General features: G+C 69.4%; 22 protein-coding genes. 11 read left to right on the top strand and 11 right to left on the bottom strand.

Annotation, left to right across the window (positions count from 1 at the left end; all coding sequences use genetic code 11):
• Positions 1-593 (top strand): hypothetical protein (locus VGV60_13830; GenBank protein HEV8702349.1); only part of this gene is annotated, 593 nt, incomplete at its 5' end.
• A 413-nt stretch (positions 594-1006) separates the two neighbouring features.
• Here the strand turns inward: VGV60_13830 and VGV60_13825 are convergent.
• Genes VGV60_13825 through VGV60_13815 form a run of 3 tightly spaced genes read right to left on the bottom strand, consistent with a single transcriptional unit; the run spans position 1007 to position 3647 of the window.
• Positions 1007-2233, bottom strand: coding sequence for an FtsX-like permease family protein (locus VGV60_13825; GenBank protein HEV8702348.1), 1227 nt, complete (start codon positions 2231-2233; stop codon positions 1007-1009).
• A complete protein-coding gene (locus tag VGV60_13820) occupies positions 2233-2907 on the bottom strand; it encodes an ABC transporter ATP-binding protein (GenBank protein HEV8702347.1) in 675 nt (224 codons plus the stop codon). Before VGV60_13820 ends, VGV60_13825 begins: the two co-directional genes overlap by 1 nt.
• Positions 2904-3647: an outer membrane lipoprotein-sorting protein gene (locus tag VGV60_13815; GenBank protein HEV8702346.1), complete on the bottom strand. Its 744-nt coding sequence runs from the start codon at positions 3645-3647 to the stop codon at positions 2904-2906. The genes VGV60_13820 and VGV60_13815 overlap by 4 nt, the downstream gene beginning before the upstream one ends.
• 387 nt (positions 3648-4034) lie before the next feature.
• Between VGV60_13815 and VGV60_13810 the strand changes: the two genes are divergently transcribed.
• From VGV60_13810 to VGV60_13780, 7 genes are read left to right on the top strand one after another with little or no spacing between them, the layout of a single operon-like run.
• Positions 4035-4283: an acyl carrier protein gene (locus tag VGV60_13810; GenBank protein HEV8702345.1), complete on the top strand. Its 249-nt coding sequence runs from the start codon at positions 4035-4037 to the stop codon at positions 4281-4283.
• Positions 4284-4325: 42 nt separating this feature from the next.
• Positions 4326-5531 (top strand): beta-ketoacyl-[acyl-carrier-protein] synthase family protein, encoded by a 1206-nt coding sequence (locus tag VGV60_13805; GenBank protein HEV8702344.1) that lies wholly within the window; start codon positions 4326-4328, stop codon positions 5529-5531.
• Positions 5528-6775 carry a beta-ketoacyl synthase N-terminal-like domain-containing protein gene (locus VGV60_13800; GenBank protein ID HEV8702343.1) on the top strand — a complete coding sequence of 416 codons (1248 nt, stop codon included), beginning with the start codon at positions 5528-5530 and terminating at the stop codon, positions 6773-6775. The genes VGV60_13805 and VGV60_13800 overlap by 4 nt, the downstream gene beginning before the upstream one ends.
• A complete protein-coding gene (locus VGV60_13795; GenBank protein HEV8702342.1) occupies positions 6765-7208 on the top strand; it encodes a hypothetical protein in 444 nt (147 codons plus the stop codon). The genes VGV60_13800 and VGV60_13795 overlap by 11 nt, the downstream gene beginning before the upstream one ends.
• Complete coding sequence (locus tag VGV60_13790) at positions 7205-7951, top strand: SDR family oxidoreductase (GenBank protein ID HEV8702341.1); 747 nt, start codon at positions 7205-7207, stop codon at positions 7949-7951. Before VGV60_13795 ends, VGV60_13790 begins: the two co-directional genes overlap by 4 nt.
• Positions 7948-9243: a beta-ketoacyl synthase N-terminal-like domain-containing protein gene (locus VGV60_13785; GenBank protein ID HEV8702340.1), complete on the top strand. Its 1296-nt coding sequence runs from the start codon at positions 7948-7950 to the stop codon at positions 9241-9243. The genes VGV60_13790 and VGV60_13785 overlap by 4 nt, the downstream gene beginning before the upstream one ends.
• Before the next feature lie 28 nt (positions 9244-9271).
• Positions 9272-10258, top strand: a complete 987-nt coding sequence (locus tag VGV60_13780; protein HEV8702339.1) for a DUF1702 family protein — start codon at positions 9272-9274, stop codon at positions 10256-10258.
• A 28-nt stretch (positions 10259-10286) separates the two neighbouring features.
• Here the strand turns inward: VGV60_13780 and VGV60_13775 are convergent, their stop codons facing one another.
• The 4 genes from VGV60_13775 to VGV60_13760 all read right to left on the bottom strand — a co-directional run bounded on the left by VGV60_13775 (position 10287) and on the right by VGV60_13760 (position 15459).
• Positions 10287-11156: a hypothetical protein gene (locus VGV60_13775; GenBank protein ID HEV8702338.1), complete on the bottom strand. Its 870-nt coding sequence runs from the start codon at positions 11154-11156 to the stop codon at positions 10287-10289.
• A gap of 2 nt (positions 11157-11158) precedes the next feature.
• Entirely contained in the window at positions 11159-12967 is a 1809-nt protein-coding gene (locus VGV60_13770) for a CRTAC1 family protein (GenBank protein HEV8702337.1), read from the bottom strand.
• 273 nt (positions 12968-13240) lie between these two features.
• Complete coding sequence (locus VGV60_13765; protein ID HEV8702336.1) at positions 13241-13975, bottom strand: TVP38/TMEM64 family protein; 735 nt, start codon at positions 13973-13975, stop codon at positions 13241-13243.
• Positions 13972-15459 carry a mercuric reductase gene (locus tag VGV60_13760; GenBank protein ID HEV8702335.1) on the bottom strand — a complete coding sequence of 496 codons (1488 nt, stop codon included), beginning with the start codon at positions 15457-15459 and terminating at the stop codon, positions 13972-13974. The genes VGV60_13765 and VGV60_13760 overlap by 4 nt, the downstream gene beginning before the upstream one ends.
• A 104-nt stretch (positions 15460-15563) precedes the next feature.
• Between VGV60_13760 and VGV60_13755 the strand changes: the two genes are divergently transcribed.
• Genes VGV60_13755 through VGV60_13745 form a run of 3 tightly spaced genes read left to right on the top strand, consistent with a single transcriptional unit; the run spans position 15564 to position 17737 of the window.
• Positions 15564-16085, top strand: a complete 522-nt coding sequence (locus VGV60_13755) for a flavin reductase family protein (protein ID HEV8702334.1) — start codon at positions 15564-15566, stop codon at positions 16083-16085.
• Positions 16082-16705: a DUF47 family protein gene (locus VGV60_13750; protein HEV8702333.1), complete on the top strand. Its 624-nt coding sequence runs from the start codon at positions 16082-16084 to the stop codon at positions 16703-16705. Before VGV60_13755 ends, VGV60_13750 begins: the two co-directional genes overlap by 4 nt.
• Before the next feature lie 36 nt (positions 16706-16741).
• Positions 16742-17737: an inorganic phosphate transporter gene (locus VGV60_13745; protein HEV8702332.1), complete on the top strand. Its 996-nt coding sequence runs from the start codon at positions 16742-16744 to the stop codon at positions 17735-17737.
• Positions 17738-17769: 32 nt separating this feature from the next.
• On the opposite strand, the gene rpiB is transcribed toward VGV60_13745, so the two are convergent.
• From rpiB to hemH, 4 genes are read right to left on the bottom strand one after another with little or no spacing between them, the layout of a single operon-like run.
• Positions 17770-18213: a ribose 5-phosphate isomerase B gene (gene rpiB / locus VGV60_13740; GenBank protein ID HEV8702331.1), complete on the bottom strand. Its 444-nt coding sequence runs from the start codon at positions 18211-18213 to the stop codon at positions 17770-17772.
• Entirely contained in the window at positions 18210-19106 is an 897-nt protein-coding gene (locus tag VGV60_13735) for a DUF4198 domain-containing protein (GenBank protein ID HEV8702330.1), read from the bottom strand. Before VGV60_13735 ends, rpiB begins: the two co-directional genes overlap by 4 nt.
• Positions 19103-20596 (bottom strand): protoporphyrinogen oxidase, encoded by a 1494-nt coding sequence (gene hemG / locus VGV60_13730; GenBank protein ID HEV8702329.1) that lies wholly within the window; start codon positions 20594-20596, stop codon positions 19103-19105. The genes VGV60_13735 and hemG overlap by 4 nt, the downstream gene beginning before the upstream one ends.
• Positions 20593-21537: a ferrochelatase gene (hemH, locus tag VGV60_13725; protein ID HEV8702328.1), complete on the bottom strand. Its 945-nt coding sequence runs from the start codon at positions 21535-21537 to the stop codon at positions 20593-20595. The genes hemG and hemH overlap by 4 nt, the downstream gene beginning before the upstream one ends.
• Position 21538: the final 1 nt, after the last annotated feature.

Raw genomic sequence — 21538 nt, 5'->3', positions numbered from 1 at the left:
CGAGCCCAGTCCGTCCCATCACGCGATGCGGCGTCACGAAGTTCGGTACCGGCACGCTTGGGGTCGTCGGCGTCGGCCCCCGTTCCTTCAGCGTATCAGGTACAGCGGTCTTGAGCGTCCAAAAGACTGTCAATCCGGATGTCTTCAACACGCCTTACCTCAATCTCGAGGCGACCGGTACAATTCAGGGGATTGGGCCTATCTCCGTTGTACTGAATAATCTGGTCCCATCGACGGGCACCATCGCGAGCCGGAATTTCCCAGCACTGCACCACACCGACCTAAACGCTTCCATCCGTAGTCCGAGCCTGAGCACGGAAGAACTCGTTTCGGATGTTCCTGTTCAGTTAGAGGCGACCATCGACAGCACGTCTCCGACAGCCAGGTATAACATGGTGAACGCCACGCCAGTAGGGTTCCATACACGCAGCAATCCCACGGTCGTCGTTACGCTCGACGCTTTTCAGGTCGACACGGCTCCATTACCACCACCTGTACCCACCCTCACTTGGTGGGGCGGTCTAGTGCTCGTGCTCTTGATGCTTGGCACAGGCTTCGTGCTCTTCAGAAGGCGACTCGGCACGGAGGCGTAACGGTTCCGGGATAAGTAATTGTGTCGCGAGGATGTGTGCCACCTTGGCAGTGCGCTCGGGCTTGGGGGCGCTGCAGCGATCCGGTCGACGTCAAACTCAGGAAGACTGGATAGCCTTTGCCGGACCTGGAATTGCCGCTGTCGAGTAGCCCCGGCCGGTCACCCGACCGAGGCCCTCACCGGATCTGGACAAGGAGGTTCCCACCATTCGCAGTCGGAGTCCCGGTGTCTTGCTCCCCGCCGGGTGCGTCCCCTTCTCGCCCGTGCTGCATCGAGCGGCCGCCTTGGCGATCAGGTGGTTCAACGCCTTGGGCACCCCGGAATGCCCATTCTCGGCCGCGTCCTCCTCCTGCGGATCTGCCGGCTGGCTGTCCCGAAGCGGCCGGGGTGAGCGGCCCCGGCCGGGCGAACGGTTCAGGCGCCGCGCAGCACCTGCGCGATCGACCAGCGCCGGGCTTTCCAGATCGGCAGGATCGCCGCGGCCAGAGTCGCGCCGAGTGACAGAACGAACGCGAAGAGCACCATCCCGGGCACGACATCGACCCCCCCGACGAACGGACGTGTCGAGCCGGGCGGCGAGGGGAAGGTGATGCCGATGGCGCTCACCAGCCAGGCGATGGCGCATCCCAGGACGACACCGAGCAGGCCACCGATCAGTCCCGTGAGCAAGGCCTCGGTGAACAGGAGCCTGGCGATCGCCGCCCGCCGGATGCCGAGCGCTCTGAGTGTTGCCAGCTCCACACGGCGTTCGAGGATCGACATGCCGATCGTGTTGGCGATGCCAAGGACGACGATGGTCGCGATGATCAGCTTGATCACGTCGAGCTCGCGCTTGAACAGCCCGACCACCTGGTTGTGGAAAAGCGCCAGGTCGCGCCACGAACGCGTCTCGAGGTCGAGCCCCTGTGTGCGGAGCAGATCTCCCATCGCACGCTGGACCTCGGGCACCGACTCCGTGCGGTCCAGGAGCACGAGGATCTTTTCCGTCCGATCGTCGAGCAGCAGCTCTTCGACCGCCTGGAGCGGCAGCTTGAGCGTCCAGTCGTCGTAAGCCTTCATCCCGCCCTCGAAAATGCCGCGCAGCTTCACGTCCACGGCGTTGAGCGCGCCGCTCTCTGTGTTGGTCATCAGGGTCACGACCCTCCCGGGCTCTCCTGAGAACCTCTCGGCAAGTCCTAGACCGCACAGCATCCCGTAGGGTTCCTGTGGAGAGAGCGGCTCCCCGCGGCGCAGCACGGCGTGCCGGCTGAACTCCGCGTCCTGAGCGGGATCGACACCGATCCCCACGAACGACACGTAGCGGTCGCCCGCGGAGATCATCCCGGAGAACTCCCGCTGGCGGGTGACCCGCGCGACGTGCGGCAGGGCCCGCACCAGGGCCAGGACCCGCTCGGCCTCCTGCCGGGGGATCAGGTAGGCGCCGGGGTCCTTCAGGTGATTGTCGCTGTAACCGCGCCGGTAGATCTGCAAGTGCGCGTGCCGGCCGTAGATGGCGTCCTCCCGCAGCTCCTCGAAAATGTTGTAGATGACCCCGCCGTTGACGATCAGCGCGGCGCAGCCGACGCCGATGGCGAGCAGCGCGATCGCCGTCCGGACGCGGTTCCGGAAGACGTTGCGAAACGCCAGCCGCAGGAGCAGCATCACGCTCCCTCCGCGAGGAGCCGGCCGTCACGGAGCCGCACCACGCGATCGGCGAGGCGGATGAGCTCCGGGTCGTGGCTGGCGTACAGAAAGATCGTGCGGTTCTCCCGGTTCAGCTCGTGCATCAGACCGATCACCGCCGCCCCGGTCTCGTGATCCAGGTTGGCGGTCGGTTCGTCGGCGAGCACGATCGCGGGCTCACCCGCCAGCGCGCGAGCCACGGCCACGCGCTGGATCTCGCCGCCGCTCAGCTCCGCGGGGCGCCGGGCATGCTTGTCGCCGAGACCGACCCTCTCCAGGGCGCGGGCGACTCTGCGGCGCCTGTCGGCGGCGCCGAGCGGCCGGAACAGAAGCGGGAGCTCCACGTTTTCCGCGACGGACAACACCGGGATCAGGTTGAAGTGCTGGAAGATGAAGCCGACGGTCCGCAGCCGGAGGTCGGCGCGCCCGTCCTCGGAGAGGTCGCGCAGGCGCTTTCCATCGATTGAAACCGATCCCGAGGTCGGTTCGTCGAGGCCGCCGATGAGGTTGAGGAGGCTGGTCTTCCCGCTGCCGGAGGGGCCGGCCACGGCGACGAACTGGCCGGGCGCGACGCTGATCGAGATCCCGTCGAGGGCGACCGCCCGTCCGGGGCCGGATCCGTAGATCTTCCCGACTGACTCCAGGCGGATCAAGATCCGGCCCGGCCGAGTGAAGCCACCAGGTCCTCGACGCGGGACTGCGAGCCGTCCGCGCCGAGCAGGCTTCGCGCGGCGTCCCGGAAGGCGACGAGGCCGTCGGTGGTGAAGCTCACATGCGACAGCCCGAGCGGGCGGAGGTCCGAGAAGAGCAGGGTGGTCGTCTCGTCCGGGCGGCCCGGCGAGGTCACCTCGATCCGCACCGGCCGCACGCCCAGCTTCGTCTTCCGGTAGTCCTCGTAAAGCGCGGTCTTGAGAAGGGCCCCCGTCTTCCCGTAGTACTCGAACTTCCGCGGCCGGGAGCTTTTCTTTTCGACCCAGCAACGGACGCGCGGGTAGTTGGCGTCGGAGCCGGTTCGCGTCAGTTCGAGCCTCCAGCAACGCGCGCCCCCGACCTCCTCCTCGCCGTCCAGGCGCACCGCATAGTTGCGCACCAGGTTCGCGCGCGCCAGATCGCCGTACGAAATGTCTCCCTCGAGGACATTCTGCGCCGAGAGCTGCAGAGGCTTCTCCGCCCTCGGCAGCAGGAGCCAGTACACCTCCCGCATGATCAGCAGCGTCCCCGGGTAGAACGGCGCGGGCTCGCGTATCAGGACGAGCGAGTGATCCTTGCCGTGCGCGATCAACGTGTAGCTTGCGCTGCGCTCCTTCCAGGTGGAAGTCGGGCTGACCGTCCGCAGGCTGAAGTCCACCGCGTAGTCGACCTCCGGACTGCGGATCTCCTCCGCGCGTCGCAAAATCTCGGTGGCGGAACCCTGCCTGGCGGCCTGCTCGGACGCCGCGGGAAGCGGACCTGGCCCCAAGACGGCGAGTAGACAGACAAGAACACCCGATCTGCGCATTTTTCGCATGCAGTGGACAACGCCCGATGCCTGGAGAGGCCTACTCTAGTCCCGCCGTACGGGATGGCGCAAGGCCGGTCCTCATTCTTGCCGCGAGCCTGGAGAGACCCTCCGGGTCTCGCGGCGCACGGCGGCATGTGAAGCGCGACTCGACAGCTTCGCGCATCTTCAATGCTTGACTGGGGTTGGGCCTCGTCGTACTATCCCGCCACCTGAACCGCATGGTTTTCATGCACGCCTCGCCGCTTCGGGCAAGCCAGGCCGTCTGAGGGGAGGACCTTGGTGCCTGACAGAGAGCGGACTCGCCGGGACGTCATGCAGGTGGTGGCCGACATCGCCGACCTGCCCGTGGAACGCATTTCCGAGGACGCGACGCTCGAGTCCCTGGGCATCGACTCGCTGAATGGCCTGAGAATCGTCGCGGAGATGGAAAGGCGCTACGGGATCAACATCCCGGACGAGGCGATCGGCAAGATCCGCTCGATGTCCGACATCTTTGGCCTGGTGGACGCCCACACCCCGGGAGAATAGGGGGCCTGTGTGAACGGGTCGATCCGCCCTTGCGTCACCGGGATGGGTGTGATCACCCCGATCGGACAGGATCTGGACTCATTCTGGGAGTCGCTCCTCGCGGGAAGGAACGGCGCCGGCCCCGTCCGCTCTTTCGACACATCGACGTTCAAGAGCAGCATCGGCTGCGAGGTCGGGGGGTACACCCTCCCGGAGCCCGTCCGTCGCCACGTCCTGGGGGGGCGGTGCGCCGAACTCGCCCTCCTGGCGACGGTCCAGGCGGTGGAGCAGTCGGGCATCCGTCCGCTCCTGGAAGGCGCGCCGGACGCGGGTGTTGTCGTGGGGACGACGATGGGGGACGTCACCCAGTTCGAGCAGGAGAGGTCCTCACACACGGACCGGCCGGCCAATGAACAGGAGCTCGCCTCCCTGGCGCACCGGCCCCTCGACGTTATGGGCCGCTCCGTCGCACGTCTGTACGGCCTCTCCGGCCCGGTCACGACGGCGCCCACGGCCTGCGCGGCCGGCGCCTACGCCATCGGCATGGCGGCGGCGCTCGTGTCCCGCGGGCGAGTCCGCCGGGCCCTCGCGGTTGGATGCGAGGCTTTCTCGCGCCTGGCGTTCGTCGGCTTCACCCGGCTGGGGGCGATGTCTCCCGATCTCTGCCGGCCGTTCAGCAAGGACCGGCGCGGGCTTCTCCTGGGGGAAGGAGCGGCCGCAGCGGTGGTCGAGTCGGAGTCCGACGCCAGGTCCCGAGGCGCGGAGGTGCTCGGGTTCGTGGACGGATTCGGGATCTCCTGCGACGCCTTCCACGTCACGGGCCCCAATCCGGAAGGGCTCGGAGCGGCGCGCGCCATGATCGGCGCGCTCGAGGAGGGGCGCATCCCCAAAGACGCCATCGACTACATCAACGCGCACGGGACCGGCACCCATCTGAACGACAAGGTCGAGAGCCTCGCCGTCCGGAAGGTCTTCGGCGAGCGGGCGGCACGCCTCCCGGTCTCCTCCATCAAGGCCCTGACGGGGCACATGATGGGCGCGGCCGGCTGTGTGGAGGCGATCGCGTCGCTCCTGGCGCTGCGACACGCCGTCATCCCTCCGACCTGGAACTGGCTGGAGGCGGATCCCGAGTGTGTCGTCGACTGCGTCCCGAACGAGCCCCGGCCGGCCCGGCTGCGGCACGTCCTGTCGAACTCCTATGCGTTCGGCGGGAATAACGCCAGTCTCCTCCTCTCCGCCCCTCCGGGCGCGGCGGAGGCAGGATCGTGAGGGGCCAGCGGGTGACCGCCGGCGACTGTGTTGTGAGCGGTGTCGGCATGGTCGCCGCCCCGGGGCGGACTCCTCAAGATGTCCACCTGGCGCTCTGCCGGGGCGTGCCGTGCTGGCCGCCGGACTCCAGCGCGCGGTCCGGCGGCGCCCTCCCCGGCGAGCCGCCGTCCGCGCCGATTGAAGGCTTCACCATCAAAGATCACCTCGACCGCCGCGGGCTCAAGGACTTGTCGCGGACATCCCAGCTGGCGTGCGCTGCGGCGGCCCCCCTTGCGGCTGCGCTCGACGGCGTGCCGCCCTCGGAAGTGGGGGTCGTGCTGGGGTCCGGCTGGGGAAGTCTCTCGACCGTCGTCGACTTCGAATGGGAGACCTGCACCGTCCCGGTGCGCCTGGTGAACCCGCTGCTGTTCGCGGAAACCGTTTCGAACGTCCCCGCCGGGCAGATCTCGATCCAGTTCGGCTGGTCGGCGTTCAACCTGACTGTGTCGAGCGGCCCGGCCTCCGGGCTCGTGGCCATGCGGGAGGGGCTCGAGCTTCTGTCCGCCGGGAAGGCGCCGGTCGTGGTCGCCGGGGGGGCGGACGCGATCAACATGCCCGCGCTGCGCGTCCTGCGGGCCGACGGGATGACCGCCTCCGGACCCGACTCGCGGCCGTTCGGGCTGGCGCGGAGCGGGGCGGTGGGCGGCGAAGGGGCCTGCCTGTTCATTCTCGAGTCGCCGGAACGCGCTCGCGCCCGCGGTGCCCGGCCGCTGGCCCGTCTGCGCTGCGCCACCGTGCGCTTCGCGGCGCCGCGGGAGTCGGCGCCCGGACCACGGGCCGAGGACCTGGCAAGGCTGCTCCGGGAATTGCTCGACCAGATCGCGCTTGAGCCGCGGGATGTGCAGCTCGTCGCGGCCTCCGCCTGCGGTTCGCCCGAGGGAGATTGGGTGGAGGCGCGGGCGATCCGCGAGGTCTTCGGCGGCGGCGCGGAGGCGCCCCTGGTGATGGCCCCGAAGGGGATCCTCGGCGAGACCTGGGGCGCGTCCGGGCCGCTGGCCGCAGCTGCCGTCATCGAGTCGATGAGGACCGGCCGCATCCCTGGCCGGCCGCGCGGCTTCGTGCCTGACCCTGACCTGCCCCCGATCAACATGCCGCCCGAGCCGCTGGCGAGGCGGGTGCGGAACGCCGTCGTCCTGGCCCGGACGGAGACCGGACACCTTTCCGCCCTGCTGCTCTCGGAGCCGGAGGGGAACGATGCCGCCTGACAGCCTCGAGAACCTGCTCCCCTGGAGGCATCCGTTCCTGCTGATCGATCGGCTGATCGAGTGCGTGCCGCACCGCAGCATCACCACCCTCAAGCAGGTCTGCGGCGACGACCTCCTGACCCACGCTCACGGGCCTGGACCGAGCCTCTGGCCCGGGCTCATGGTGCTGGAAGGGATGAACCAGACCGCGGCCCTCTTGTTCCGGCTGAGCTACGGCCCCATCGACCCCTCGCGACTGCCGCTCCTGGGGCATCTGCGCGTCCGGTTCCCCGGGTCGGCGACCCCAGGAGACACGATCACCTACGCGGTGCGCGCGGTCAAGATGACGACGACACACGGCCTGTTCGAAGGAGTGGCGCGGGTGGAGGGAAGGCCAATCGTCGAGGGAGAGCTGGCATTCGCGGTGGCGCGGGCGGAGGCAGGGTCGCCGTGACGCTCACCTACGGCCGGGGGGCGGCGCTCGTCACGGGAGGTTCGGGAGGTATCGGCTCGGCCATCGTCTCGAGTCTGGCGGCCGCCGGGCTACCCGTCGCGTTCACCTACCGCAGCCGTCCGGAGGCGGCCGCTGCCCTGGTGCGCGCCCACGAGAAAACCTCCCGTATCAGGGGCTATCCCTTGTCCTCCAGCCGACTTCAGGATGCGTTGGATCTGTTTGGCCAGGCCTCGTCCGACCTGGAGCCCGTGCGCTTCGTCGTCTGCAGCGCCGGCATCTCCCAGGAACGCGCCTTCCACACGCTGTCCGAGGACGAGTGGGCCCGGCTCATCGACACCAACCTGACGGGGGCCATCGCCGTCTCCCGGGCGGCCGTCACCCCGCTCATGAAGGCAGGATTCGGCCGAATCGTCTTCCTCGGATCGGTGTCGGGGCTTCGGGGCATCCAGGGCCACACCGTTTACGCCGCCACCAAGGCCGCGCTGCAGGGCCTGACCCGCTCCCTGGCTCAGGAGTGCGCGCCGTTCGGGGTGACCATCAACACCGTGGCCCCGGGTTACATCGGCACCCCCATGCTCGAGACCGCCCCCGAGAAATCCAAAAAGACCTGGATCGATCGGATCCCGATGCGCCGGCTGGGACGGCCGGACGAAGTGGCCCACCTGGTGGGCTTCCTGCTCTCGGACCAGGCGGCGTACGTGACCGGGCAGGTGTGGGTCGTGGACGGAGGGATCTCGCTGTGAGCGCGCGCCGGGTCGCCATCACGGGGATCGGCATCCTGTGCGGCTACGGCCGAGGCGGCGAGGCTCTCTGGGCCGGCCTCTCCTCCGGAAGGAGCGCCATCGGCGAGCACCGGGCGCGTCTGGGGCGGCGGGACTGGCTGGCCTACCCGATGGCGGCGTTGCGCGACGACCCCGCCGGCCTCGCGCGCGCGTTTCCCAACCGGGAATTCGTCCGCGACAACCACCTGGGCGAGGACCCGGACTTCATCGCCCTGGCCGACTGCGTCGCGCAGGCCCTCGAAGACGCCGGGCTGGGCGACGGGAAGCGCGATCATGACGTCGGGCTGATCGTGACCCATGAGAGCCCGGGTCTGGCGCCTCACGTGCAGAGCTTCTTCCGCTGGGGGAGGATGGCGAAGGCCTGGTGGCGTTCGCGATCCAAGTTCAGCCCGCCCGATTTCCTCTATGAGCAGCAGAGCGAGAGCGTCTACCGCCTGCACTCGTTCCTTTATCTCCACTACCTGTCCGCCCTGTTCCACCTGCACGGCTTCACCTTGTACAACAACAACGCCTGCGCCTCCGGGGCATTCTCGCTCGCCGTGGCGGCGGATCGGATCAGAAGCGGAGACTCGGACGCGGTCGTGGTTGTCGGCGGCGACATCCCCGAGGACGGCACGAAGTATCGCTGGTTCCGCGACCTGGGCCTCTATTCGGCGCGCGGCCAGTGCCGCCCCTTCCGCGCCGATCGCGACGGCATGGTGCTGGGCTCGGGCGCGGCGGCCCTGGTCCTCGAGGATCTCGACCTCGCCCGCCGGGCGGGCCGCAACGTGTACGCCGAATGGCTCGGCGCCGGGTTCACCTCTGACGGCTGGAAAGTCACGTTTCCCGACGTGGTCGGGCGGCGCTACCGCGACGCCATCGCGCGCGCCCTCAAGGTGGCGCAGGTGGAGCCGGGTGATCTGAGCCTCCTCGTGCCGCACGGGGTCGGGTCAGGCCTTTACGATCGTTTCGAAGCCTCCTGTCTCGGCGACGTTCTCGGGGACAGCGGGGCGCCCTGGCCCCCGATGATGTTGCTGAAGCAGGCGCTCGGGCACACGCTCGGCGGCTGCGCCCTGGTCGAAACTGTCGCGGCCCTCCTTGCGATGCGCCAGGGGCGGATCCCGGAGGCAGCGCGCTGCGTCGAGCCCGACCCGGCGTTGTCGATCGGCCCCCCGCGTCCGGGCCCGCTGCTCGCCGACGGCCTGATTCTCAAATGCACCAACGGCTTCGGGGGACAGAACGGCGCCATGGTGCTCCGCGCCATGCCAGCGTGATCTGGACACGGAGCGCCTGGATGGGACGGTGACGGTGAGAGGACTGTGGAGAGGGGTGCTGCGGCGCTTTCTCGAGCGTGACCCCGCGGAGATAGGCAGACGCGCCGCCCGGTTCGCCATCCGGAACCCCGAGGGACGCCGTCTCGTCGCCCGGCTGGGCGAGGCCTTCATCGGCGGCTACAACGCGACGCTCCGCCTGGAGTCGCTGCGGCACGTGGCCGAGCATGGGGCGGCCGTGGATCCGCACTTTCGCCCCTTCTTCTTCGAAGGCGCCGCGATGGGGTACCTGGCGCGCGGGCACCTGTTCAGCGGCTTCACGCCGAAATCCGCCGAGCGCGACCTGCTGGAAATGCACCCTGACTTTCTCTACCTCTACTACGTCGGGTTGGGCTTCTGGATTGCGATGCGCCACCCGAGCCGGCCGTTCTCGATCGAGAGGCTCGGCGAGCACCTCAATCCAATGTACGTCCCGCTCTGCTACGACGGGTTCGGCTTCAAGGTCGGGTTCTTCGACTATCCTGGCAGGCCGGAGGCCCGCCGCCTGCTCGATCGCTGCCCTGCCGAACGGCGTGCCGCGATCTACCAGGGGTTCGGCCGCTCACTGTTCTTCGTCTACATGGACGACGAGGCCGGGTTCCGTCGCGAGCGCGACGCCGCAGGCGGCGAGCACCGCGAGGACATCGAGCTCGGGCGTTCGCTCGCTCTCGCCTTCACCGGCGTCGATCGGCCAGGGACCATCGCCGCGCACGTCGCAGCGGCCCTGGATGAGACAGATCGGCGGACCCGCCTCACCGGGGTCACCTGGGCACTGACGGCTCGGGCGATGAACGATGCGGCCTATTTCCGCCGCTGCGTTGAGCTGGCCCCGGCGGGATGGAAGGACCTGATGCACAGGCTTCCTGCGCTCTGCCGGAAAGCGTTCTCCGAGTCGCGGACCTACACCGAGTGGCAGTCGAAGACGCGCATCGCGGTGAGCGAGGCCTACGCGCCATCGCGTGAGCCGGCAAGCCGGTAGGAGTGTCGCGGACGGTCCCTCGGCGGGCTCAAGGGTTCCAGACGAAGGACAGGTCGGTGTCGATCGGTCTGGCGAGACCTCGTTCCTCGTCCACGAACTTCGTCAGCTCGCCGTCACCCAGCGCCAGGCGCTTCGAGAGGCGGGAATCGCCCGGGAAGAGTTTCTGCGCTTCAACCCAGGTCCGACGCGCCTCGACGAGCTGGCCGTTCTTCACTTGGGCGTCTCCCAACCCCAGGTACGGCAGCAGATTGTGCGGCCGGATCTTTGCCGCGGGGACCGCGGACTGCATTCTCAGGCAGGCCCGGAAGTCCTCGATCGCCCGTGACGCGTGCATGAGCGCCTTGGGCCAGTGCAGGTGGTTCATCGCCCTGCCGTACATCGCCGCCCAGGAGCCGGGGTCGCGCTCGAGAACCACGTTGAGCTCGCGGATCGACCGGTTCGAGAGGAGCCCCTGGCCGACGATGCCGAGCCCCGCAGTGGGCATCTTGTCGACGTAGGCGAGCGCCAGGTTCAGGTGAAGCGCCAGGACGTCCGCGTGGGCCGCCACTTCCTTCTCGAGAAAATCGATCGCCCGCTGGTGCTCGCCCGCCCGCACACACGCGCGGCGGTATTCGTTGCCGTATTTCAGGTTCCCGGGCTCGAGGTCGATGGCTCGCTGAAAGACAGCGAGCGCTTCCTCCTGCCTTTCGACGAGGAGCAGTGCGGCCGCCAGATCGAAGTGCGCCGCGGCATCTCCCGGCCGCCGAGCGACCGCGGCCTTGCGCCTCTCGATTTCGGAGGAATCGGGCGACGCCACTCCCAGGAGCGCAGCGCAGGTCGCCGCGGCGCCCCATGTAGCGGCCAGGGCGGCCGTCCCCGCCGCCACGGCACGAACGAGCCCGCTCGGGCGGCTTCGCACGCTCATCTCCGCTTGAAGGGATGCACGCGCCGGACAACGCTGTCCGGCCGGAGGTTTCGCAGCCCCTCCCTGGCGCCGTCGGGCCAGCGAATCGTTGCCTCGTCCACGGTCGTGGACGTCCCCAGGCCGAAGTGCAGTATGGTGCTGCTCTGCGAGGCGTAGCCGTTCCCGCCGTCCACCTCGCGGATCTGCGTCAAGCCGCCGGAGCGCAGCGTCACGCGTGCCCCGATCGCGCTGGTGTTGCGCCCGGTTTGGCGCAGGTCAAAATCGATCCAGTGGCGTCCGGGGATCCCCCGGTTGCGGTAAAGCGTCGGCCGCGCGCCTTGGTTCGCGACGAAGAGATCCGGCCAACCGTCGCTGTCGAGGTCGGCTACGGCGATGCCCCGTCCGTCGAAGGTGTCCGTGATCCCCTCGCGTTGGGCAACCTCGACGAAGGTCGGACCGTCGTTTTGGAACAGGCGCGATGGCTCGTACCCGGAAAAGCTCCGGTCGCCCATCATCGGCCAGGTCCTGGTGTCGGTGATGTCAAGGTCCGGTGTCGTGGCCATGGTCGCGAGATCGTACCAGTAGTTCCCCTCCCCCGCGGACACGAACCCGTTGACCGTGAAGATGTCGAGGTCGCCGTCGTTGTCGTAGTCGAGGAACTTGCCGCACCACCCCCAACCTCCCTCGAACACCTCCGCTGGATCGGCGACGTCGACGAAGGTGCCGTTCCCCATGTTGTGCCAGAGCATGTTCCCTTCGTGCAGGTATTCGATCGTGGTGATGTTGGTGACATAGATGTCCAGGAAGCCGTCGTTGTTGTAATCGCCGAAATCGACGTTCATCCCCTTCTTGGTGTCGGTCCCCTTGGCGGCCTTCGTGATATCGCTGAAGGTCCCGCTCCCTTCGTTCCTGAACAGCTTGTCGTCGCCGAAGTCGTTGGCGATGTAACAGTCCTGGTCGCCGTCGTTGTCGATGTCGCCACAGCCCAGGTCGAGCGTCCAGCCCGTGTCGTCCATCCCGAGCTGGTGCGCCACGTCGGTGAAGGTCCCGTCCCCGTTGTTGTGGTAGACGAGGTTCTTGCCGGCGTTGCGCGAGCTCTCGAAGCTGTCATGCATGATTCTGGTCGTCGAGATGTGCCACAGGTCGGCCGGCTTGAAATAATTGCCGACCATGAGATCGAGGTTCCCGTCGAGATCGTAGTCCACGAAGACCGCGGCGTTGCCGTTGCCGCAGTCGCCCACGCCGGCCGCCCGCGTGATGTCGGTGAAGGTGCCGTCGCCGTTGTTATGGAAGAGAACGTTGCAGCCCCACTTGACGACATAGAGGTCGGGGTGCCCGTCGTTGTCGATGTCGCCGAAGACGGCGTCCATCGAGGTCCCTTTGTTCTCGTTGACGCGCGCTACACCGGCCTCAACGGCCACGTCCGTGAAGTGGAAGACTCCGTCGTTGCGGTAGAGTTGGTTTGGATACCCGGTCCGCGAGTCGCTGACGTAAAGGTCGATGTCCCCGTCCCCGTCGTAGTCGGCGGCAGCCACAGCCGCCCCCACGGACGCCAGCCAATTCATGATGTTGCCCAATTTGGGATCGAGGTCGGGCTTGTGGTGGACGGACGTGATGCCGGCCCTCTGCGTCACGTCCTCGAACTGCGGGTAGTGACGATCAGAGCGAACATCAGCCACGGGCGCTTCCGCGGCGGCTCCATGCCCTTTCGCGGTGCCCGAGTCCACGGCCGCGGCGCCGCAGCCAACCACGGCGGCGAGATCCATGAGGCCGAGGAGCAGGGCTACCGCCCGCTTCGCGTCCATACTCCCGCGATACTTTTCCATGGATTGGTTACCCCTCCCGGAACCCGCCGAGTGTGTCGTGTGCTGGTGATCGTACAGGTTCCCCGGTACCAGTCAAGGGGAGTTGCCAGTAGGATCTTGGTCAAGGACAAGTCACCCCGGGAGGACGGAAATTCGTGACTTCGAGACTTGTTCGTGAAGGTGGCGGCCTTGAGCGAAGTGTAGTGAATCTTATCGCCGTCGCGGGCATCCTGGCAGGGCCCACCGGTCAGATCACCACCGCGGCGCCGGATTCGGCGGCCAAAGCGGACCATCTCAACCTGCACTCCATCCGGCCCGGCTGTGCAGAGCCCGCCGCGCGAGGCGCGTGACGTAGAGCGTCACGGCGATCGTCGCGAGGAGGCCTGTGGCCCAGAAGGCGTATTCGGCGGGGGAGCGCGCCAGCCCGGCCGTGGCGGCCTGCGCCACGGTCCGTCCCGCGAACCCCAGATACACGTACAGGAGCGTCCCGGGCATCATGCCGATCCACGAGGCGGGAAGGTAGGTGTGGAACGGGACGCGCGTCAGGCCGTAGAGATAGTTAAGAAGGTTGAATGGAAAGACGGGGCTCAGTCGGGTGAGCAGGACGATCGTCCATCCCTCGCGGCCGACCGCCTCGTCGATGGCCCGGAATCGGGGATCGCCCCCGACCCAGCGCTCGACCCGATCGCGGGCCAGGTAGCGCGCGACCAGGAAGGCGCACGCGGCGCCGAGCGTCGACCCGGCCGACGCCGCCGCGAAGCCCGGCCCGAGCCCGTAGACGAGGCCCGCCCCGACCGTGAGCGGCGAGCCGGGGACGAACAGGACGGCGGCCAGGGCATAGACGAGGACGAAGAGGACGATCCCCCAGGGGCCGAGCCGGGTGAAGAGGCCGTTCAGCGACGCAAGCCATGCGCCGATGGGGAGCACGCGGGCCGCGATGAACAGCGCCGCGGCCAGCGCCAGAAGAAGGGCCATGCGACGCGCCCCGGTCCGGCCGTCGCGGGGGGGCCCGTCCACGACCGTGCTCACGGGGATCTCCGCTGCCACGCGTAGAGGCGGGAGAAGAGAGCGCGTGCCCCCGGGGTGAGCCGCGTCCGCATGAAGGCATCGGCGCCGCGCTGCAGGGCCTGCGAAAACGTCGGGTAGACGTGGATCATCGACGACAGCCTCGACAGGCCGATCCGCTCCCGCATCGCCAGGACCAGCTCGTGGATCACCTCCCCGGCCCCCGCCCCCACGACCGTCGCGCCGAGAAGGGTGTCCTTCCCTTTCGTCGTGATCACTTTCGCGAAACCGGTTTCGTCGCTCTCGAGGATAGCCCGGTCCAGCTGGCTGTAAGGGAAGCGGTGCACGTCGCACGGGATCCCGGCCCGGGCCGCGTCCGTCTCGTTCACGCCGACGCGCGCCACCTCCGGCTCGGTGAACGTGGTCCACGGCACGACACGGTAGTCGGCCTTCGCCTTCCCGAGGCCCCCCAGGGGGGACAGGAGAATGTTGCGGACGATCAGGCGAGCCTGGTATTCGGCGAAGTGGGTGAACTGGTAGGGGCCGCACACATCGCCGGCGGCGAAAATGTTCCGCCGGGTCGTCCTCAGGAAATCATCGACGGTCACCCCCTTCCGAGTCATCGCCACGCCGGCCTTCTCCAGGCCGAGCCCCTCGATGTTGGGGCGGCGGCCGGCGGCGACCAGGATCGTGTCGGCCTCGACGTCCCGGGAGGTCGCGGACCCCGGGTCGCCGCCGTCCTGGCGGACGCGGGCGCGGTGCGCCCCGTCCCGTCCCTGTGCGATCGATTCCACCCGGGCGCGCAACAGAACGCCCACGCCGTCCGCCTCGAGCCCCGCCTGGACGAGCGCCGCGACGTCAGGGTCCTCGCGATGCAGGAGCTGCCCGCCCCGATCGATCAGGGTGACCCGCGCCCCCAGCCGCGCCATCGCCTGGGCCAGCTCGCAGCCGATCGGTCCGCCCCCCATCACCAGGAGCCGGCCGGGCGGCTCCTCGCGCTCGAAGACGGTCTCGTTCGTCAGGAACCCGGCCTCCTGCAGGCCGGGCACGTCGGGGATCGCGGCGCGGCCGCCGGTGGCCAGCACGATGTGGCGCGCCCTGAGGACGGCCCCGCCGACCGCGACCGCGTGCGGAGATTCGAGCGCGGCCTGCCCGAAGAAGACATCCACGCCGAGCCCTTCGAAGCGCGCGGCGGAGTCGTGCGGCTCGATCCGCGCCCGCAGGGCCTTCAGGCGCCTGACGACGCGGCCGTAGTCCACCGCCACGTCGACGGGATCGAGCGCTTGCAGGCCGGCGTGCCGCATCCGGGCGGCGGCGCGCGCCGAGGCAATCAACGCCTTGCTGGGGACGCAGCCGTAGTTCAGGCAGTCGCCCCCCATCCGATGGCGCTCGACGAGGGCGACCCGTCCCCCCAGCGCGGCCGTGCCGGCGGCGGTCACCAGGCCGGCGGTCCCCCCCCCGATGACCACGACGTTGTAGACTCCCTCGCCACGGCCCGCGCGCCCCATCCGACCCTCCACCTCCGTTCCGTGCCCGGGATTCGTGAAGTCGGGATAATATTCCGCTTCACGCGCGCGCGTCACGCTCGCCCGCGCCGTCTCGGAGCCGCAGGGTGCCGGTCACGGTTGATCAGTTCAAGAGCGCCATGCGCCGCTGGTCGAGCGGCGTGTCGATCCTCACCACGCGGCGGGAAGGGGGGATCATGGGGATCACGGTCAGCTCCTTCTGCTCGCTGTCGCTCAACCCGCCCCTGGTCCTCGCCTGCATCGACAAGAAGGCCCGCAGCCACGGCCTGATCGACCGGCACCGCGCCTTCGCCATCAACGTGCTCCGGGCGGGGCAGGAGCGCCTCTCCGAGCTGGCCGCCGGCCACTTGGGCGAGCACGGAAACTGGCTGGACGGATGCGCGTACCGCAAGGCGGAGACCGGCGCTCCGATCCTGAACGACTGCCTGGCCTGGTTCGACTGCTCCCTGGAGGCGGCCCACGACGGCGGGGACCACACGATCTTCGTCGGCCGCGTCGAGGCGGCCGGACACTCCGAAGGGCGTCCGCTGCTCTACTGCGACGGCGCCTATCACAAGGTGGCCGAGACCCGGACGAAGACCCGCAAGGAAACCGGAGGCGCCGAATGATTCTGAGCGTGAAGAAGACCGACCGCCTGTTCTTCGAGACCTTCGAGTCCCTGGCGGCAGGGGCAGCCGAGGCGGCGCTCATCCTGGAGGAGATGTTCCGCAACGGCAAGGGGGGGGATCCGGCCGCGGGCGCGACGCGCATCAAGGACATCGAGCACCGCTGCGACGTCCTCATCCACGAGCTGGTGAAGGCGCTGCACCGCACGTTCATCACGCCGATCGATCGCGAGGACATCCACGACCTCGGATCGCACCTGGACGACCTGGTCGACCTGATCGACGCGGCCGCCAGCCGGGCGGTGCTGTTCAGGGTGGGGGCCGAAATCCCGGACGCGGCCGACCTGACCCGCATCGTCCACCGGCAGGCGGAGGAGATCCGACTGGCGGTCACCCACCTCAAGGACTCGAAGACCATCATGGAGCGCTGCGCGCGCATCAACCAGCTCGAGAAGGAGGGAGACCGGCTCTATCGCGAGGCGGTGGTGCGCATCCTCGACTCGGGGCGCGACCCGATCTTCATCATCAAGGCGAAGGAGATCATCGAGACGCTCGAGAGGGCCACCGACGCCGCCGAAGGGATCGCCATCGTCCTGGAACGGATCATCCTGAAGAACCAGTAGAACGCGACCGCCGCCGGTTGCGCCGGGGAGCCGCCCATCGACACCGTCCTGCTCACCGTCATCGCCATCATCGCGATCGCGCTAGTATTCGACTTTCTCAACGGCTTCCACGACGCCGCCAACTCGGTCGCCACGATCGTCTCCACGGGGACCCTGTCCCCCAACACCGCCGTGGCCTGGGCGGCCTTCTTCAATTTCGTCGCGGCCTTCGGCTTCGGCGTGAAGGTGGCGACGACCCTGGGCAAGGGGGTGGTCGAGCCCACGGCCATCGACCGCTGGGTGGTCCTGGGGGGCCTCGTCGGCGCCATCGTCTGGAACCTCCTCACCTGGTGGCTGGGGCTGCCGGTCTCCTCCTCGCACGCCCTGATCGGCGGCCTGGCGGGCGCCGCCGTGGCCCATTCGGGGACCTCGGTCCTGCTCCCGCAGGGCCTCGGAAAGATTCTCCTGTTCATCGTCCTGTCGCCCGTCATCGGTTTCCTGATCGGTTTTTCGACCATGATCCTGCTGTTCTTCCTGCACCGCTACTCGATGCCGTCGGTCGTGGATCGCCGCTTCCGCCGCCTGCAGCTCGTCTCGGCGGCGTTCTACAGCCTCGGCCACGGCACCAACGACGCCCAGAAGACCATGGGGATCATCACGATCCTCCTGTTCACCTCGGGATACATGAAGGAGTTCCACGTCCCCCTCTGGGTCATCCTCACGTGCCATGCCGCCATCGCGGCCGGCACGCTGATGGGGGGCTGGCGGATCGTCAAGACCATGGGGATGCGCATCACCAAGCTCCGCCCGATCGGCGGCTTCAGTGCCGAGACCGCGGGGGCGATCACCATTCTGGGAGCCTCGCTCTGGGGCATCCCGGTGTCGACCACCCACACCATCACCGGTGCGATCATGGGGGTTGGGGCGACGCATCGCCTGTCGGCGGTGCGCTGGGGGGTGGCGCGCCGGATTATCTGGGCCTGGATCCTGACGATTCCGGTCTCCGCGGCGATCGCCGCGGCGACCTACCTCCTCATCCGGCTGTTCGTCTAGGAGCCCAGGAGGCTGGCCGACGAGCGGGCGCTTCAGCTCGTCTCGAGATCGCGGATCTTGCGCAGGCGGCGGGCGTGCCGTTCCTCGCCGCTGAAGAGGGCGCCGAGGAAGGCGCGCACGAGGTCGCGCGCCACGGCGTCGCCGATTACGCGGGCCCCCAGGCAGAGGACGTTGATGTCGTCGTGCTCCACCCCCTGCCGTGCGCTGTAGGTGTCGTGGCACAGGCCGGCGCGCACGCCGCGGATCTTGTTGGCCGCCACCGAGGCGCCGACGCCGCTGCCGCACACCACGATGCCGCGCTCCGCCGTCCCCCCGGCGACGGCCCGCCCGACCGCGGCCGCCGCATCCGGGTAGTCGTCCTGGGGATCGAGCGCCGGAGTCAGGTCGGACACCACGTGGCCGTCCCCCCGCAGGAGCTCGAGCAGCGCGTTCTTCAGGGAATGGCCGGCGTGATCGCTGCCGAGGGCGATGTTCATCGGATCTCCGGGATCTCGAAGGTGATCGCCGACCAGTAGGAGACCCAGTCGGCGCGATCGTCTCCGGCCAGGGGGCGCATCCGGGTGGTCCTGACGATCTGCCAGCCGGGTGCCGCGATCGGCACGGAGGCGCGTCCCTGCGGGTCGAGACGGCCGCACCAGGCATACGCGTCGTGTTCCTTGGAGAATCCGGCGTGGGTGGCGCACAACTGGCCGCCCGCCAGCGGCATCCCCTCCATGAGGACGCGCACCGGGAGCTTCCCTCCCGGGCGCACCGCGGCGGGCTGCGCTTCCGGGATGATCTCGATCGTCAGATTCAGGTTCGCGAGGGCGGCGTCGGACGCCGCCCCGCCCGCATTCACGAGGGTCTTGACGTACCGCCTGTAGCGCTCCCTCCCGGGGGCCCCGGCGGCGCCCATGCGGGAGCGCATCTCCAGGATCTCGGTGTGCCCCTCGTGTTTCAGGTAATCCTGGAACGCGGGCGCGGCGATCTCGATATAGCTCGGCTCGCTGACGAGCGCGATGACGGTCGTGCCCGGCGCGCGCAAAGTCACGCGGGGCATGAGCGGCTTTCCCTCGGGGACCCGGTCCTTGAGATCGAGCCGTCCCTTCGCGTCCTGCAGGAAGAACGCGCTCGTCTTGTCCCCCCGCCAGTCGACCGGATCGCCGGGAAAGACCTCGCTCACGTGCAGGGCGAGACGGATCGTCGCGCCGGCTGCGGGGCGGGAGAGCTCCGGAATCAGATAGAAGTCGTGGGCGAGCAGCGGCGCGACACCGGCCGCGAGGACGACGGCCACGACCGCGACGAAGCGGGACACGCGGCGCCGGGCCGGCCCGGCCCCACGGCGTCCGGAACGCGACCCGGCCTCATGCTCGGACAGGATCCTCGTCACGGCGCCAAGGATACCACTCCGGCCCGGGCCAGGATGCCGTCGGCGGCCGCTTCGCCGCTGCGCGCGCAGTCGGGGAGGCCGACCCCCCGCAGGCCGTTTCCGGCCAGGGCGAATCCGGCGTGTCGCGCCGCGCCCGCCTCGATGGCCGCGACCTTCGCGAGGTGGCCGACCTCGTACTGCGCCATGGAGCGCGGGTAGACGAAGCTCCGGACGAACCGGGGCGGGGCGGTGATCCCCAGGATGTCGCGCAGCTCGTCGCGCACGATCCGCTCGAGGTCCGGAGCACCGGACTCCCCGGCGGTCCGGCCGTCGAGGAAGGCGCGCAGGAGGACGATTCCCTCGGGAGCCCGATCCGGGAACTTGACGTGGCTGAACGAGCAGGCGACGAGACGGCGCCCTTCGCAGCGCGGCACCACGAAACCGAAGCCGTCGAGCGGGTGGGGGACGTCGGCGCGGCGATACGCCACGCTGACCGTGGCGGCCCCGCCGTACCGCAGCTCCGCCAGCAGGCCGCCGAGGTCGGGGTCGAACGGCCGCACCAGGAGCGCGGCGGCGCAGGCCGGCATCGCCAGGACGACCGCGTCGGCCGCGAACGAATCCCCCCGGTACGTGGTCACGCGCCAGCGCCCCGCGGCCCCTCCCGCCTGTCCCCCCTCCGCGATCCGATCGCCGGGATCGAGGCGCGCCACCTGGGCTCCGAGACGCAAAGCGCCTGTGGGCAGGGTCGTGGCCAGGCGATCGGTGAGGGTCTGCAGGCCGCTCCTGATCGTGACGAAGAGGGAGTAGCGCGCCCCGCTCACGCCCGTGCGCGCGGGCGCCGGGGCGCGGCGCCGCGCCTGCATGAGCCCCAGGATGACGCTCCGATGGAGCCGCTCCAGCTCCAGGAAGCGCGGCATCGTGGCGCGCAGGCTCAGGCTCTCGGGATCGGCGTTGTAGATGCCGGCGAGGAGCGGCTGCGCCAGACGCTCCAGGGTCTCCCGGCCGAAGCGGCGCCTGACGAACGACGCGAGGCTCTCGTCCTCGACCGCGGGCCCGCGCGGCAGGACCAGATCGCACGCGGCCCGGAGCTTCCCGGCCACGCCGAGGATCCGCGTGGCGGCGAACGGCAAGAGGCGGCTGGGGGCGAGGAGCTGATAACCCTCCGGGATGGGGAGAAGCCGCCCGCTCCTTAAAATGAACGAGCGGCGATGCTGCTGGCCCGTGCCGACGATCTCGTCCGCCAGGCCGGCGCGGCGGCACAGGTCGATCCCCCAAGGCCGGTCGGAGACGAAGCAGTCGGGGCCCCCCTCGACGAGGCAGCCGTCGATCCGCTCGGTGACGATCACCCCTCCGGCGCGATCCGCGGCCTCGAGGACGGTCAGCTCGAGCGGGACGGAGCGCTCGCGGGCGACGGCGAGGAACCGATGGGCGCAGGCCAGCCCCGCGATTCCGGCCCCGGCGATCACCACCCGGAGGCGTTCCCCTGCCGCCGTCGCCGGCCCGGAGGTCATGCCCGGGCGATCACGTCGCGCACCAGGGCCCGAAGCAGCTGCAGGAAGGCCGGGTGGTCGCCCGCGGTCCCGGCGCGGAAGAAGCCGAGTCCGAGCTCCCCGGCAACCCGGCGCGCGGCGACGTCCAGGTCGTACAGCACCTCGACGTGGTCGGTGAGGAATCCGATCGGCGACAGGACGACGTCGCGGGAGCCGCCGCGCCGGAGCCCCTGGAGCGCCTCGCCGACATCCGGCTCCAGCCAGGGATCCCTCGGGTTCCCGCTGCGGCTGGTGTACGCCAGGGACCAGGCCCGGATCCCGAGGCGTTCCGCGACCCCGGTCCCGGTGCGCGCCAGTCCCTCGGCGTAGCCGGCCGCTGCCGACATCGCGATCGGGATGCTGTGGGCCGTGAACACCAGGCTGGCCCCCGCCCGCCGATCCGCCGGAACGCGGTCGAGCGCCTCGAGCGTGCGCGCCGCGAGCGCCTCGATGAACAGGGGATGGTCGGACCAGGGGGGGACAAAGTCGATCTCCGGCGCCTCCGCCCCGAGCCTATTTCGCGCCTCGGCCACCGCGTCGAGGTAGGCGTCCCAGGAAACCGCCGACCGGTGGGCCGCCAGCACGATGCCGACCGCGCGGCGCCGGCCCTCCCGGGCCATCGCGGTCAGCGTCTCGGCGATGAACGGCTCCCAGTGGCGCATGCCGACGTAGACCGGCAGGCCCGGCCCGTCGCGCGCCAGGAGATCCCGGAGCCCTTCGGCCTGCGCGAAGGTCAGCCGGTTGAGAGGGGAGGCCCCGCCGACCTCTTCGTAGTGCCTCACGACCTCTTCGTAGCGCTCCTTCGGGATCGGCTTGCCACGGAGGACGTTGTCGAGGAACGGCCGGACGTCCCGGGGCCCGACCGGTCCGCCGAAGGCGAGGAGCAGGACCGCGTCGTGCCCCGTCCCGCCGGACGCCGCCATC

Source organism: Candidatus Polarisedimenticolia bacterium (assembly GCA_036001465.1).
Classification (GTDB): domain Bacteria; phylum Acidobacteriota; class Polarisedimenticolia; order Gp22-AA2; family Gp22-AA2; genus Gp22-AA3.
Note: the sequence above shows the minus strand (reverse complement) of the source record. Positions and strands in the feature narration are given on the sequence as shown.

What these genes read in the sequence shown, in the direction of transcription:
- VGV60_13825 (HEV8702348.1), bottom strand. Translation starts at nt 2,233, where the DNA reads ATGCTGCTCCTGCGGCTGGCGTTTCGCAACGTCTTCCGGAACCGCGTC.
- VGV60_13805 (HEV8702344.1), top strand. Translation starts at nt 4,326, where the DNA reads ATGGGTGTGATCACCCCGATCGGACAGGATCTGGACTCATTCTGGGAG.
- VGV60_13795 (HEV8702342.1), top strand. Translation starts at nt 6,765, where the DNA reads ATGCCGCCTGACAGCCTCGAGAACCTGCTCCCCTGGAGGCATCCGTTC.
- VGV60_13770 (HEV8702337.1), bottom strand. Translation starts at nt 12,967, where the DNA reads ATGGAAAAGTATCGCGGGAGTATGGACGCGAAGCGGGCGGTAGCCCTG.
- VGV60_13760 (HEV8702335.1), bottom strand. Translation starts at nt 15,459, where the DNA reads ATGGGGCGCGCGGGCCGTGGCGAGGGAGTCTACAACGTCGTGGTCATC.
- VGV60_13750 (HEV8702333.1), top strand. Translation starts at nt 16,082, where the DNA reads ATGATTCTGAGCGTGAAGAAGACCGACCGCCTGTTCTTCGAGACCTTC.
- rpiB (HEV8702331.1), bottom strand. Translation starts at nt 18,213, where the DNA reads ATGAACATCGCCCTCGGCAGCGATCACGCCGGCCATTCCCTGAAGAAC.
- hemG (HEV8702329.1), bottom strand. Translation starts at nt 20,596, where the DNA reads ATGACCTCCGGGCCGGCGACGGCGGCAGGGGAACGCCTCCGGGTGGTG.
- hemH (HEV8702328.1), bottom strand. Translation starts at nt 21,537, where the DNA reads ATGGCGGCGTCCGGCGGGACGGGGCACGACGCGGTCCTGCTCCTCGCC.